Consider the following 17,246-nt stretch of genomic DNA (forward strand, 5'->3'; position numbering starts at 1 on the left):
AGACTATTTAATCAAATTAACGGTTCCAACCTGCTGGAAAGCTTTGCCATCGAAAAACTGACCTTTAATATAATAAGTATATACTCCAGATGGAAGCTCCGGACCATTTCCGTTTTGAGAACCGTTCCATCCGTTGATCTTCATTTCAGTTAAATCCGTGCTTTCAAACACTTTTATTCCCCATCTGTTGAAAATTGTTATTTCAAATTGTGTTGCAGAAATATTTGTACCATAGACTCTCATTGTTTGATTATCCGGATTCGTTGCATTTGGCGAAAATACATTCGGCACATAAATTAATTGGTTCCTGGTCACATGAATTGGCACAGCAAAGGAATCTTCACAATTATATTCATTAACAGCAATTAAGAACGACAAGTAGTCTCCGGCCTGAGTATATGTATGTAATCCTGTTGGGCCTGATCCTGTTGCGCCCGGCTGGAATACCCAGGAATACAATGTAGCATCCTCATTGTCGACATTAAATGTGACCGTTTCGTTCAATTCTACCACCAATGATGAAGGCGTATAGCTCGCATCAGGAGAGACTCTAAGATCTGCTGTATCGATGGAGATGTCTTCATTACAGAAATTGGTAACGATAAACTCAAAAGATACTGCACCTGAATCCAAATCACTTGGGATATAGGTGGTCGTGTCGGTAAATGGATCCACAATCTGGCCCTGTCCGTTGGTAATCCACTCGAAATCGAGCAATCGACCCGCATTATTACCATTCAGAGGTACAATTTCATTGTTACAGAAACTGCTAATGGAATCAAATTGGAATAATGAAACAGCTGGTGCCAAAGGAGAAATTATAAAGGCAGAAGAAGTATCAGTACAACCATTTCCTCCGGCATTGGTAAGTACAACGAAATAAGTACCAAATGTACCAACCGTATAATCTCTAAAATTGCTGTTCGGTAGGGCATTAAAGGCAGAGTCTATAAACCATTGATAGCTTGATGCCGTATTAACCGAACTCAATTCAATACTGTCTCCGGAACCGCACCACAAGGTATCTCCTGTTATTTCTGCATCGGGTATGGGTAATACATTTGCAATGACGCCTTTATCCGTAGAGTCTATGCAACCACTTCCTGAAGTAATGATACTAAAACTGTATGTTCCTGATTCCGTAATTCTAAGCCTTGAAGTATCTGAATTACTAATGGCGACTCCATTATTATACCATTGATATGTTGCTCCGGTATCTCTTGGGTTTGCAATAAAGAAGGTCCTTAAGTTTTCACAGAATGTAGTATCCAAACCATTATTGAAAGTTGTATCATTTGGCGTTATATATGGGTTAGGTAATTGTTCTACGTCCATAAAAATTGTATCTCCATTTACCGTACATAATCCCTGACTGTAGATTGGCACAATCCACTTATCTATTCCGGGAGGACCCCATTGAACTTGAATTGTGGAGTCATTCGGACTATTATTTACAAACATTGTTGGACCTGGTTGAGATGTAGACCAACCTAGGGTTACAAAATTAAAATTACCAGTTACCGAATAGAGTTGTAATGAATTTGTTTCACATATTACCGTATCAAAAATTTGTACATTAAAGGTAGGCACAGGATCAATGGTCACTGTTTCCTGTAAGGTAATTGAACAGCCATTACCCGTTTCTTCCACCATCGTTAAAATATATGAACCCGGAGCATTAATTCCTATGGACAAGAATGTTGTATTTAAAGGACCCAGAGCCGTTGCCGCTCCGCCCGGACTTTGAAGCGTCCATGTGAAATCATTGGTGAAATTTGGTGTTCGTAAACGATAGGTTACACTATCCGTACTAACGCAAACACTAGTTATTGGGCTTGTTTGTAAGACATTATCAATAAAATAATCAAAGCTGTCTACCGGTGTAGTTTGGATGCTAAACGAATGGAAGACCGTATCAGAACAGTCACCGTTTACTGCAATGCTTCTTACTGTTGCCGATCCAACAAAGTTCCAGGCTATGCTAATTTGGCCATTGGTAATATTATTAAGTAATGCTGCGCCAGAAGTAATAGTAAATGTATAATTGACACCAGGTTTTATGTTTTGTATTGTAAAGGTATCAATATCGAACTGACATACTCCGGTATCCTGTCCCGGTGCGAGAAAATCAGCATTCACTGTATCGTATTTTGTAATTAGCAGCAATGCTGTATCCGTACAACCCGTTGCAGCTGTTTGAATCATTTGAAGACTCGCCGTATCCTGACCCTGGCCTAAAGGCACTTGTGTATCCAATGCCAGAGTAATTGAGTCCACGAGGTTGGTAATATTTCCAAATGATGGTGCAATATTCCAGGCATAAGTATCTCCTGCATTTAGTGGAGAAAAACTCAGAATATCGCCTACACAACCCGAATTTGGCCCTACAATGCTGGCAACCGGGTTGGCCACAATGACCACATCAAAGGTGTCTTCTGTGGGGCAATCTACCAATGTGGCATCTGGTGTAAAAAATAGCTGTGCATTATTGGCTGTAGCCCAATCAATGGTAGCAGAATTAGCATTATTGAGCACGTAATTCGGCCCTACCAGAGGTGCACCCTGTATGGTACCAAAAGTTTGATTTAAAATCCAGGTTCCATTGTTTCCGGTATGGCTGGTATAAGTGGTCGTACTTAATGCGCAAACCGTGTCATCACCCAGAATAGAATCGGTACTCAGCGGCAATTCAAAAAATTCCTGAACCGCTGAACTGTCAATACAGCCATTGGCATCAGTTACGATGACTTTAAACTGTCCCGAATCACTGACCCAAATAAAATTGGTCCCCGTGGCCACAGTTCCAAGGCTTGCCTCGGTCCAGGTATAGAAGGCCACCGGATAGGAATTGGTTTCTCTAAGCCTTACAGAATCACCAAAACAAAATTCCGAGCTAATAGGGAAAGTATCCAAAGTAATTACAGGTAATGGATTTTCAAGTACTGATACTATTAGGGAACTATCTGTACAAGCCAAGCCATCAGTTGTAACAGTCACAAAATATTGACCCGTTGTATCCGCGACCAATAAATTGATTGTTGTAGGTAATATTACTGCAGGTGGAACTGCTATATCCTTCCATTCATAAATATAATTGGGATTATTAGGTGCAAAAATATGTGCTGTATCTCCATCGCAAAATTGAAGAGGTCCTGCTGTATTTAGACTTACATCAGGCAAAGCCTTGGTAAATATGGTATCTTGTACAGACCCTACACAACCATTAGTATCATAAGCCACTACATTGATAATTGTATCCATTGTACTAGTAATCAATACCTGAGATGTATCAAGAACTGTAATATTCCAGATGAAGCTATCTAAAGGTGCTTGAGGAAGAGGATTAAGATTATTTATGCTCAATAAAGCATCCGCACCGTTACATAAGGAATCTGAAGCCACTAATTCTAAATCAGGGTTTGGATTCACTAATACATTTCTCAATAATGATATTTGGCAACCTGTATTTATTAAAACTTCAAACTCAAAAGTAACTGAGCTATTCAATGAAGGTATAACAGGGGTGTTTGAACCAATGACAAATGACACTGTGGAATCAGTTCCAGAGTATATTGACCCAGCAGTTGGTGTATTTCTTACAAATGTAAATGCCGGAGCTGGAGGGTTTGGAACACCTGTAACTTGTAAAGTAATAGAATCACCAAAACAAAGTATTGAATCAGAAACCAGAAAAGTTGCATTCGGTAGATTGTTCGTAGTTATGAACAATGTATCATAATTAACGCATCCTTCAGTATCAGTAGTTATGTTGGCAATTGTATTTCCTGTTGGCTGAAGTTGGTTTTTAAAAATCGAAATGCTAGGTGTACTTGTTGCGGGAATAGTCGTAGGTCCAGGAGGATCTAAAAGTGACCAAAAACTAGTTGCATTTGTACTTGAATCATTTATGATTTGGAGCGCAAGAATATTGGGAGTGGAACAGGTTCTTAATGTATCACCTAAAATGGTAACTCCTTCTCTTATTTGATTATTTGGCAAAGGATTTACTACAATATTAATTGTGTCTGAATTAGTACAACCGTTGATCAAATTCACCACTGTAACTTCATAAATAGTATCCGCATTTGGTTGAACAACAGTGGTTGTACCCACATCACCATTATTCCATGTATAAGTCAAAGGATCCCCCGGTTGATTTCCGGTGCTCGAAAGAGCTATTAGGGTTGTATCTTCACCACGACAAATATCAAATCCCATTGATGGAATGAACGAAATATTTGGCAAAGAATCCACTTCAACAGTAATTGAAGCACTATCTATACACGTTCTAGCGTCTGTGACAATAACTTTCACTGAATCAATTCCATGAACTGTTGAGATAAACAATGGGTTTTCGTCTGTTACATTTTGAATTGTATTACCCAGTTTAGAACTCCACAAATAAGTAAATCCACCAAAGCCTTGGTTAGCAACAGGACTTCCGCCCAATACTAATGTGTCACCAATACAAAGTGAATCATTCACATTCGGGTCAACAATAATTTGTTGATTAACAGTAATATTTATTGTATCCTGTTCGAAACACGTTAAATGAGTATTATCTGTTATAAGTACTTGATAAGAAAACAAAGTGTCCAGAGAAGCTCCTTGATTAAATATTGGATTCTTTATTGTGGTATTTGAAAGGAAAAAGGTTGATGTACCTCCTAATCCAGTCCATAGATAAGAAAATCCTGTTCCCGAACCACCTGAACCTGTTGTATCACCTGATGGTAAAATAAGACCACCCAATTCAGTTGACTGCTGGAAACATAAAACTGTATCATTTCCTGCATTGATATCTATAGTGTCATTAACCTCCAAAATCAATAAACCAGAAGTATCGGAACATTGAGGATAAGTAATATCAAAAGCAATTAAATTTAGATTATACAAGCCGGAAGCGTCCCCTGTAAAATTGCTATTAGGATTTGTTGGATCATTAACCTTAGCAATATCTCCTATCCATTGGAAAGTATAACCTGAACTAGAACCACCTGTTGCTGATCCATTAAGCAATGTATCAAATCCAAAACATGTGAAGTCAGTATTACCCGGATCTGCAACTATTTCCGGATTGAAAATAACTTGGATTGTATCTGAATTATTACACAGAATTTTACTTGGTGCAGTACTTGAAGAATCTGATACGGTCACGACCAGCAATAATGTATCCGGTAGTGGGGCACCATACTGAATCGTCGGATTAGCCAAATTAATATCATCCAGAAAAGTCCCTGCCGCAGGAATTCCACCTAAAGTTGTCCATTCATAGGTAAATGCTCCAAAACCTCCTGAAGCTGTTGGGCTGCCACCTATAGTAATGGTGCTATCTCCAAAACAGGCCACGGTATCGCTACCGGCGTCTACAATTATTTCAGGTGCAACTTCCACCGTAACATCATTACTGGTATCTCTACAATTAATATTGTCGATGGCAATTACATTGTATGTATATGTTCCGGCAATTGACGGATTTATAAAAGTCGGATTGGCTAAGGAAGAATCATCCAGATTGGTAGCCGGTGTCCAGGCATAAGTTGAAATGACTCCGGAACCACCTTGCGCAGTTGGTGCACCACCTATAAGGATACTCGGGGTATTAAAGCAAATGGTATCTATTAAATTAAGTGCCGTAAAATCAATGCTATCATTGACCGTTACTACAAGGGTATCCAAACCAATACATCCGGTTTGCACATCAGTGACTAATAAACCATAGGTATTTACTCCTGCGCTATCTCCATTTATTACCGCATTGAGATTACTTGTATCTGCCTGATTTAAAAATAGAGTGTCATTATCCCAGAGATACGTAAAAGTACCCGGCGCTTTTCCACCGCTAATTATGTTACCATTTCCAAGATCCAATTGTGTATCAAAACAAATGGTGGTATCGGCCTGAAGTGAGACCTGAATTTGAGGGTTGGTTTCTGCCACAACCGTATCACTGTCAAAACAACCATTATCATCGGTAATGGTCAATATAAATGGCAGTACCGTATCGGGATTAGCAGAATAAACCGCATTTAATATCGAGGAATCGGATAAATTATAATTTGGAGACCAGGCATAAGTGGTGACCGTTCCGGAACCTTCAATTATGGTATCCATGGCATCAGGACTAAATAAAACGGCCGTTGAATCATAACATATGATGATGGTATCTCTGGTAATATCAAGTATTGGGTTTATAAAAGCTGTTATTATTATGGTATCTGTATTTTGAGTACATAATTTTCCATCGATAGAATTATATACTACCCCATAAATCGTATCTGTGTTACTGGAATAGAAAGTATCTGTTGTGTTCGTTAAAGAGGCCAACGGAGTCAGACTTTGAAGGTTGTAGATTTCCACCGAATCATAAACATCCAACTCTACCCATACCCTGGCCGAATCCGTTCCAAAACAAAATTCTGTAGGTGCGGCAAATAGTGTATCTGAAATAAGATTTTCTTTAATCCTTATGGTTCTACTTGCAAGTGGGCCACAGCCTAAAGTATTATCTATTTCTACAAAGTAATCTGCCGAGTCGATGAAATCAGTGGTGTTTATCACCAAAGAATCTCCAATTGCTCCGGCAATTATAAAACCGTCCTGATACCATTGGTAGGTTAATTCATTTGAAGGCAGATAAGGAGGAATATCAGCACTTGTCGATGCATTATTAATTAAGGTTCCAGTCAATACACCTGAATTATCACTTATATTATCACCTGCTGTTAATGTTGAATCCTCATCTATACCGAATACCGTTACTATATCATTATTATAATTTAAAGGTCTTTGATAATTATTTGTTATCTCACCAGATGAAATTGGGAATTTCCAAATACGGAGTTCATCTATTTTTCCTGCAAAACTATTTGGAGCAATACCACCAATGGCCAAACTGGATGAAGCTGGCCCGGCTACAGGGGTAAAGGCCGATGAAACTTGATTTACAAAACTTCCATTGAAATAAAAAGATGCTACACCATTATCAACAGATACAGCTACATGGTTCCAACTATCAAAATTTGTAGTATTCCAAACCAGACTCGAGCTATAGTTAAACGGGGTTCCGCCGTTAAACATTCTAAGCCTTATAAATCCCTGATTTGAAACATTGAATTGAGCAGCAACATTGAAGCCAATATCTCCAGTGAAATTAGCATTACCCGTGAAAACCTGAACACCGGATGTTGCGTCTAATTTTACCCAAAACTCTGTACTAAAACTGGCTGTTTCATGAATGAAATTAAAATCATTGTTATTACCAATGTTTCCTAACCTGCTGGTATTATCATTTAATTTTAGAGAACTGCTGCCGTATTTTGGCGCTACTAATATTAGAGTGTCATCCTCACAGAGTACTGAATCGCCTCTGACATAAAGAGATGTATCTATTGCTTTGGCAATATCCACAGCTACTGAACTCGTATCGGAACACACATTATTATATACTTCTACAGTATAATTTCCTGTTAATGTAGCGCCATAAGGATTACTGACACTGTCAATTAGGTAATTTCCATAAAACCATCTTACAGAATCAATGGCCCCGGTATTATTGACAGCCTGTAATTGAACGGTATCGCCGAAACATGCAGGGTTGGTCGTCAGCACATTGACCTGTGGATCAACTGAGAATAAATCGATATCTACTGTTCTTGAGCTTTCGGTACAAAGCAAATCTGCCGTGGAAATTTCAACATGATAATCGCCTGTGGTAACCACAATCAATTGATTTGAGGTGGCCCCTGCGATTGGTGTTCCATCTCTGAACCACTGATACACTAAAGAATCAGAAGGCATGGAATTAGTCGAGTTGCTGATTATGGCTCCTCCATTTAATATTCCGGTATAGGCATTTACGCTCAGATCATTGACATTATCGCCGGCATTTAAAGACGTATCTTCATCCAGATCGAATAAAGCCACCAATCCGGGTTCATTGCCATTCAAAGGTCTATTCCAATTATTGGCAATGGTGGCGGAGTCTAATGGAATATTCCAAATTCGAACTTCGTCAACTCCACCTCTTGTTGTTAACTCAGCAAACCCACCAGAATATGAATTTGCATCTCCAATTGTCAATTCATTTGTTGCTGGTATTGATCCTGCATAACTGACAGTATTAAAAATTGCTGTGTTTGATATCTTGTTGCCATCTAAATAAAATTCAAACATATTACTATCCACAACTACAGTAATTTGATGCCAATTATTATCACTATTGCTAATTACACCTCCAGCTTGATTAGTATAAAAGACAAAGTCATTTGCTCCATCAGGATCAAGATGCATTTTTATTTGTGGTGCAGCGCCAACATCTAAACCACCAACATTCCCTTTCTGATATCCAATAAAAAATCCGGGATCACCATTGAAAGCATTTCCAAGGGCTGCGTTAATTGTATCAAGAGCACCTGGGTTATCAAGTTTATGCCAGTATTGCAATGTGAATTTACCTGTCTGGTGAATGAATGAAACACTATCAGGATCAGCCACATTTCGAATTACGTCCGGTTTTGCAAAACCATTTAAATTATTCCCACCATATAAGGGCACGGATAAAATGGTTGTATCGCCATCGCAAAGTATGGTATCGCCGGTAATGGTTAATGAAGTATCGATTTCAGCAGCGACATCAACGATGATTACATTACTGGTATCTGCGCAGCCTTTATCGTAAAATACAATAGAATAAGCTCCTGAAGCATCTGCTGTAAAGGTATTAGTCGTGGCACCGGCAATAGGATTGGAAGCATAATGCCAAACAGTACTGTCTTCAAGAGCGGTTTGTCCGGTGGCAGTCAGTAAAACATTATCTCCAAAACAAATATTGGTAGGCCCGCCGGCTGCAATGGAAGGATTTTGTATAGATTCTCTGATGGAAAACGGAGCGGATAAGCTGTTGCAATTATCATTGCTAACCTGCACCGTGTAGTCTCCACTTGAATCAGCAAAGTAAAAATGAGATGTCCCAAGGACGATGCTATTTCCATCTATGAACCATTCGTAAGTTGGTGTAGGACTAGGCGCGTAAAATCCACTATCAAGTCTGAATTCGGCACCATTTACAAAACTCCCGGGAGTAGATCCGCCTGTTTCATCTTTCACCGTATTTGAAGTAGTATCTTCAAAATTCCATAAGCCAACCAGTCCTGAATTAATTAGCCCCGGAGTAACCGACAATGGCGTATTGTAATTGTTAAAAATTGTTGAGTCATCCAATGCTACATTCCAGAATCTCACTTCATCTATCAAACCATCTAAATCCGGTGGAGTAGCAATGATACCGGTTATTGCCGGGCCAATTCTCAAATCTATACCTATGGTAGTATCTGTATTTATTGCCTGCGCCGAAGAGAATGCAACCAAATCAGGTTGACCATCGACATAAAGTTTAATATCAGTTGCATCAGAACCATCGAAGGTAAAAGCAACATGATGGTAATTGCCATCAGCAATTGGGGTAGTACCTACCACATAACCATCTCTGACAGAAACCCTGAGACGGCCAAGTGAGCCGGCGCCAAGATTTGTATTATTTACATGCATCAATATACCACCTCCGGAACTGGCTCCTGTGCCATATCCAATAATACCGGCATTGCTTGAAGTCGTTTTTATCCAGGCTTCAACCGTTCTCGGATCAGAAGCTGGAATTCCTCTGAAATTCGTTTGTACATAAGAACCTGTTGAAGTTCCCGAAACTGCATTCCCTTGTACAGCAGGTACTTTTAATAAAGCCGTTTCACCTTCGCAGAAGACTGTATCACTTTCCGGTTCTACTGAAATAGTTGTGTTAATTTGAGGTGCCACAAGGACAGCTACGGTGTCTGAAGTAGCTATACATGCAGAAATACCTGCTTCCAATGTAAATACACCGGTATAATCTACTGTGATAGAAGAGGCGGTTTCACCGGCAATCGGGTTTCCACCATATAGCCATTGGAGATTTGCATATCCGGCGGTGTTGCTGGCACTTAGTGTTACACTTTCGCCAAAACAAAGGTCATTCGTAGTTCGCGAAGGTGTAATTGTGCCAACATAAGGTTGAATTAGATAGAATTTAGCCGAACCTGAAATATTTGCAGAGGATGAATCCACCGGACAATTTGAATTATTATCTAAGACGTTTACGATGACATACTCCACGCTGTCAAATGCACTTCCGCTTGAAGGACTTAAAGAAACAGTATTTAAGCCATCAGATAAGCCCATGAATGTAGTGTCGGTAGAACCATCGGAAACTATAACATCGTAAGGGCCACCTGTACCGCTTAAGGTAATTTCAATATTGGCCAAAGAACTTCCATCCGAACAAATGGTATCACTCCCGGCAACAACGTTAATTGTGGCTGTGGCTAAAGGATTTACAGTTGTAGTGGTATTTGTTGGAATAGCATAGCTACATGTACTGTCGTCCGTAACAGAAAGTAAAGTAGTGGTCAATGTAGCCCCTGTAATAATCGGAATAGAATCTCCCGAATTATAATTGTTCAATAGAAATGGACCACCCGTTACCGTATCCAACGATAATGAATACTGGCCTGTTCCTCCTACGATGTCTACAACAATGAAATCCGTTTCACCTTCACAAATTACACTTCCCTCTGAAATCACAGCGCTGGTAATGGCAGGATTAACAAAAACCTGAACAGGGTTACCTATGATATTGGCATCCGGATCAACAACCTGACATCCGTTGGCATCGATTATTGAGTCAATGGTATAATTCGTTGTAACAACCGGACTAACAGGAACTGCTCCAGGTCCAATTTGCGTACCTTGAGCTACACCATTAGCACTGTAATAAATGGTATCGCTGGCGAGACTTCCAGAAAAGGTTATTGGTGTGGCATCACCTTCACAAATCCAGGCTTGTCCGGAAATTGTAGCTGTAGGCAATGGGTTAACGGTGGTGGTGGCAGTTAAATTTGCTATATACTCACATCCTGCAGCTGTTCTAACTGTATCAAGAGTGACAGTGGTATCTGCAATTATATTATTAATTATAATGCTAAAAGGATTCGGACCTGAAATGGTATTGCCTTCATAGACATAAGTATATGGAGGTGAAGCTGCGCTGCTTACTGTAATTGTATTTGTTATATCTTCTCCTTCGCAAATTGTTGTATCCTGTTCAAATACAACACTATCAATTCCCGGCACAGTACTTAAACTGATTGGAAGTGTAGTTCCACCAACAGTGTCACAAGAATTGAAATCTGTAATTGTATCAAGACTGAAATTATATAGAGCAGGAGCTGTATTAGGTAGGAAAAAAGTCGAACTAGGTCCTGAAACACCGGTCAATGCTGTCTCCAGAACTCCATTTTTTAAAACATTGACATTAAAAGGACCTGTTCCAGAAAGGAAATCAATTTGAAATTCTACACTATCTGTATCGCAAAATGGTGCAGGACTAAGCAAACTTAATGATGCTGATGGATTGGGATTTACATTTATTATAATATCTGTCGTGGCAAATACAGCACTACCACAAGCCAATTGATCACTTAAGGCGGTTGTACTCATTGTTACCGAAGAAGTAAATGGAATACCCACTGTATCGTCACCATCAAGATTATTAAATACAAAGGAACTTGTTCCATTAAAAAGTGTAACAGAATATGGTGGTAAGCCGCCTGTTACTTGTAATCTGAAAAATGCAGAGTCGCCATAACAAACAGTTGTAGGACCTACTGAACTAAAACTTAAAACCGGGGCATCTACTACTTCGATAGTATCAAGATAGGAATCAGGCGCTCCCGGAGAACTAATTTCCAAGCCTATTATATAGGTGCCTGCCACTCCAAAAGAAGTTGAAAAAGTATCTCCAAGAGCTCCTACACCAACGAATTCGGTAAAAGGAAGTACAGGATCGACTCCCAAGCTTGATTCCCAGCTATAAATAGTAGTTCCATCAACGCCTGAAGAATTGCTTACAAAATCAACGGGGTCACTGACACAAACTGCCGTATCGCTAATAATATTATTGACATAAAAGTTAGCCTGGAAAATACAGTTAATTGGTGAAACAATGAAAGTATCAATTGGGCCAACACAACCTCCAGCAGTAATTTCACTTACAATAAAACTACCTGAAAAAACAGGATCATCCAATGTGACTTCAATACTTGAAAGATCTGGAGCCAGAGTAGAATCCGTAATATTATAACCTGATGGCAACAACCAATCATAAATTGAACCCGGGGTAGTATTATCCAGAGTATATATGAACGAAAGGCCACAATCTGGAGTTGCATTTCCTGTAATGGAATGTGTTGTATTTGGTTGGGCAGTTCTGGTTACAAAAAGTGTATCATACTTAGGATCACAAACACCAGCAGGAACTAAAGTTGTGACTTGCCATATCACTTGAAATGTCGAATCCACAAAATAGGTTGGAAGGTTTGCATTGGTATTATTATTTGTTGGCACATCAAATGTAGCCCCACCTCCTGGATTCGGTATCCAAAGTCCACTACCTACTATCGGGTTTTGAGCCGAAATCGGAATTACTGAGTCGCAGGTAATAATTGGACCTGCAGTGGTAATAACAGCAGGATCGGGTTCTTGTGCGACATTTATTTGTAAAGTTCCTGTATTATCAGGACAATTACCATTTGAAATTGTCCAATCAAGAAAATAATTACCGTAACTCGCAAGTGACACATCAGTATTATAAACTGTATCATTTGCAAATACAGGTGCCGGTCCGGCAGGAAATCCGCTTACTGTCCATAAGGACATTCCTGAATCAGCTTCAATAGCATTCAATCCAATCAAAATTGGAAGACCCGTATTTACACAGGTATCAAAAGGTGTAATTCCCACATTAGCAGTGTCCGGTTCCCTGTAAAAATAAATATCAACATCATCAGAATCAGCCGGGCAAGCTGCACCACTGGCAATTGCCCCTTCTAAAGGTGATGCGATTCTCCATTGATAGGTGTATTGCTCAACTGAATCAGCAGAAGCCGTTGCATTGGCCTGGTTTGCATCCGGACTAAATGAAGTTATTCCACCGGTAGGGCTTGCAATTTGTGTCCAGGTACCAACTCCAATTAATGGTACATTTCCATTCAATATAACTTGCCTAGGAGTTCCACAAATGGAATCATCCACTCCTGCATTGGCCGGTGTAACGTTCTCATCTAAAAACACATCATCATCTGTAAAATTAGCAAGGGTCGTTTCTATACAGCCATTTGTATCTGTAACTTGAGTTATTGTAAAGGTCTGTACTCCTGTTAGAGTGGCATTAATGGCATACAAGGAAGTGTCAAGTCCATCATTTGAAACTGTATAGTTATCCGTACCGTTTGTGAAGTCAACTACAAAGCCATTTTCTCCGTCAATGTCGAGTTCGATAAGGACATCCGTTCCCTGGCACAAGGTATCCGAGGCCGGAACAACATTGACCGTACCCCCAATCGAATCCCTCAATAGAAAGGCCTGTGAAAATAAAGCTATGGTATCCGGATCGGTATCAAAAGCACCTCCATAGGTTCCTACCACAGAACCTGCAGGAAAACCATTCCATCCAATATCGCTGTTTACGCATTTGTCTTTTATCAAAAGTCTTAAGCGTGCAACAAATGTGGGTGTCGTTAAAACATTATTTCCCGGAGCTACAGGTGGAAACAAATCCGGTCTAACACTTAAGACTATAAATGTAGAATCAGATCCTACACCAACTTCCATAGGATCATAAGAAGGAGCACTGTTAAAAGTTGTATTAATTGAATCTAAAGCAATACTTGTTATATCAAGTATAGATGAATCTGTACTAATGGTAATACTAGAAGATCCTAACTCCTGAGGAACGGTCGTAGACCTAACGAATACCGAAATAAGAAGAGAGTCTTTAGAGCTATTTAAGGACTGCGTAGCGCTCAATTCAAAACTTTGAGCGAAAGAACCAAAGCTGTAAAAAAATACAAAAATGAAGAAGAGTAGTCTTCTCAACATAAATTCAATTTAAAGCTTAATACAATACCATTTTTAATTCTACAGCGATATAAATTATGGATTTGGTTATTTTAATTCAATGAGATTGTGTATCAATTCCTTTTCGTTTGTTCTCACTTTTAAAACATAAGTACCGGCGGCATATCCCAATTCCTGAGCACTAAACCTCAATTGATGCTTACCCGAATCAAATACACCTTCATCAACCAGACTCACCAAATTACCTTTTAAATCGTAAACTTCAATGGTTAATTCCGTTTCCTTTGATAAGGTCACCTCGATGTTGGTTTTTCCTATATAAGGATTCGGAAAGACGTGCAAATATGTACCATTTTGTGCTAAATCCACACCCAGAGGCGCATAATTATAAGGATTGGAGAATATTTCACCGCAGGAATTAAAAGACTTTACGGTGTAAATTCCACTGTTCGAGGGAATTAAATCCTCAGAGTTCGCACCAGCTATAGGTTGACCATTGTGATACCACTGAATATTTCCCCCAACAGAAGAATAAAGAATGCCGTCATTTTCTGTAATGATTGCTTTTTGGGGCAATGGTATTATATCTACTTCCACCGGATCAGACATTTCAAACACATTGCAATTTTTTAGTTGGACCGTGTAAATTCCGGAGGCATTGGCAAGTAATACAGAATCCATTGCACCCCCCAGTTCTATGCCATCCTTAAACCATTGCATATCAAAATTGCTGGCGGAGGTTTCCAAAGTGACAGATTTGCCCGCACAAGCATTGAGCACCCCTGTGCCTGCCTGATAAATTTGTGGTTGACTTGGAACATCAAAGAATCTAAAATCTTTAATTAAAGGATCTGAAAAAATTGCACCTGATTTTATTGAAACGATATCTCCGTTTGTAGCAAATTCAGTAATAGAACCCCAATTTGTTTCCCAGCCCAGTGTAGCTTCAGGACATTGCCCATTCATTGGTACTAAAAAACTTGCAATTTGTGTTTTTGCGCTGGTCACTGTAAATCCGTTTCCGGAAGCTCCAAAATCTGTTAATTGCGTATAATTGATAAATTTTGAGACATGAATCATCGGCGGTTCATAGGACATTGGACTGTACGCTGTTGAGAAGGGTCCGGTAAAATTCGGATTAACCTGAATTTGTGACCAGTCTAGATCGACATCATTGGATTTTTGAAGTGGGAAATTTGCTGCGCCAATTTTAAAATCAGTACCGCTTGTTTTTTGTATAAAATAATCAATTTTGAGATTATTTGCTTCCTTTTCAGCATCAAAAGTGAGCTCATAATGACTTTGCGCAATAATACTTTGCGAAAAGCAGATCAGAATTATGAAGTAAAAAGTTCTTTTCATCTTTTATTGCGCTGTTGAAAAATAAATTACCTGGCTATTGGCCTGAACTTTGCTTAAATCTGCCGCATCTACATTGCCGGCATTTAAGCTATTAAAAGTAACATTAGTATTCCTATAACCCGTTTCGGAAAGATTGTTTGAAATCGCGACCTGATAATAATCAATTGCATTAACAGCAAAATCTCCATTTGAATTTCCACCTGCAATCATGGCGGTTACCGGACTAATTAGTTTGATTCCGCCACCTCCAAATATTTCAGTAGGGTCCGTAAAATCCACCAATACACCCGGGCCGGTATTTAAAGGAGTTACTGTACTGGAAGACCGTACTTTTAAATGGTTTCTATGATCCAAAACAACATAATAAGAGGGACCATTAGGTGCACTATTAAACACGGCATAATTCAATTCACCAGTTAAATAATCTCTAATAGAGCCATCTGACATCAACCATGCACTGGCTGTATCTATATCATTATTTCCTACATCTCTTAAAATAAGCCTTATGCTATCAATGGCACCCAAAGGTGCATTTGGGATAACTTTCCCTGGAAACATTGGTTGACTGGTTGTACCGGGGTAAACAAATCTATTTGTCAATTGACCTGTACCATATATGGCAGTATCAAAAACAGCTCCACCACCTGAATTTTGTGCCCCTTCCAAATAGGCCAGTACTCTTACTCTAAGTTCAGTGCTTTGACCAATCATTATCACAGAATTATCGCCATTAGCAGGAATTTTACTCTGAACTATTCCACCAATTCCGTTTGTACTACTATTTCCCTGACCAAGATTAAAGAAAATTGTATCCCCTGCTGCAATCGAGTAACCCTGGGCAATAATGGATTCTACTGTATCTACCCCGTCACCCGAGCCATATTGCACCTGGACCCTTGACGAATCAAAATTGCCTTCAATTTCATAAAAGCCCCATGAGTTTGTGTTATATGTGGTGTTATAACCAATTGCATTGGTGTCAGCAATGGTTTTATTTCCTAAGTATTCTACAGCAATCTTTGGCGGTGCTCCACCGTACTGAGCAGACATTACCCAGAATGGTCGGAATTTCGGACTTGCATCTCCCACCGGAAAGCGCATAAACTCTCCTACAGAACCAGGATATCTGTAAAGCGCATCGGTCATAATTCCGTTCCCCGTTGCGGAGTCCATCGTTACAAGGCCACCACTCAAAACCACCAAAGAATCCTGTGTAGGATCTTGATATGAAACCAAACCTGAATTGAAATCGGCAGTATTATTTATTCTTAGTACCGATTCGAGAATTATATTCCTGGCCGGGTTGGAAGCATTAAAGGTTACATTACCAACATCGAGATTGGCGCCAATGGCATCGGTATTAATTCTTTTATTATCGTCATTTCCTACAAAGGCCAATTCACCTGTATTGGTCACTACGGTTGCTCCACCTGCTGCTATAAAAGAGTTCTGAATTTGAAATACCCCACCGTTTTGGGCAGTACCTCCTGATAAAATATCATAATATCTCGATCCGAAATCTCCTGTATTGGCCAGTGTGGATGAAACAAAGGTAGTGTCAGTAATCAAGGCCGTGGCACCTGTGTTGTTTATAAATTGTGAAGTGTTATTTAATCTTATATTACTTAATAGATCGAAGCTGGCTCCATTGTTATTATTGAATATGCCCGTATTATTGAGTATCATACTTCCGGCATCGAAGTCGCCGTTATTGGTGATCACAGCATTCCCGCTAAGGGTCACGTCCATGTCGGTGCTAAATATAGAACCTGTACTGAGGAAGATATTGGCTCCGTTACTAATGGTAACTTGTGCATTTGTATTTGCCACAATAAGCGCCAATACTATTAAGAAGTAATATTTTCTCATAAGCCTAATAGCTGGATGGTATCAAAAATATAAAAAACTCTCAATACTTTATGCCAGATAAATTT

The 17,246-nt window shown here is 39.4% G+C and carries 3 protein-coding genes; all 3 read right to left on the reverse strand.

What is annotated here, in order from left to right; genetic code table 11:
• Positions 1-3: 3 nt before the first annotated feature.
• Positions 4-13,971, reverse strand: coding sequence for a gliding motility-associated C-terminal domain-containing protein (locus HZR84_03975; protein QNL21130.1), 13,968 nt, complete (start codon positions 13,969-13,971; stop codon positions 4-6).
• Positions 13,972-14,037: 66 nt separating this feature from the next.
• Entirely contained in the window at positions 14,038-15,312 is a 1,275-nt protein-coding gene (locus tag HZR84_03980; protein QNL21131.1) for a T9SS type A sorting domain-containing protein, read from the reverse strand.
• A 3-nt stretch (positions 15,313-15,315) separates the two neighbouring features.
• On the reverse strand, positions 15,316-17,181 hold the full coding sequence (locus tag HZR84_03985; protein QNL21132.1) for a hypothetical protein: 1,866 nt from the start codon (positions 17,179-17,181) through the stop codon (positions 15,316-15,318).
• Between the last annotated feature and the right edge of the window lie 65 nt (positions 17,182-17,246).

Source organism: Hyphobacterium sp. CCMP332 (genome assembly GCA_014323545.1).
Taxonomy (GTDB): domain Bacteria; phylum Bacteroidota; class Bacteroidia; order Cytophagales; family CCMP332; genus CCMP332.

Excerpts from the sequence above, each read along its gene's own strand:
- HZR84_03975 (QNL21130.1), bottom strand. The coding sequence starts at position 13,971 with ATGTTGAGAAGACTACTCTTCTTCATTTTTGTATTTTTTTACAGCTTT.
- HZR84_03980 (QNL21131.1), bottom strand. The coding sequence starts at position 15,312 with ATGAAAAGAACTTTTTACTTCATAATTCTGATCTGCTTTTCGCAAAGT.
- HZR84_03985 (QNL21132.1), bottom strand. The coding sequence starts at position 17,181 with ATGAGAAAATATTACTTCTTAATAGTATTGGCGCTTATTGTGGCAAAT.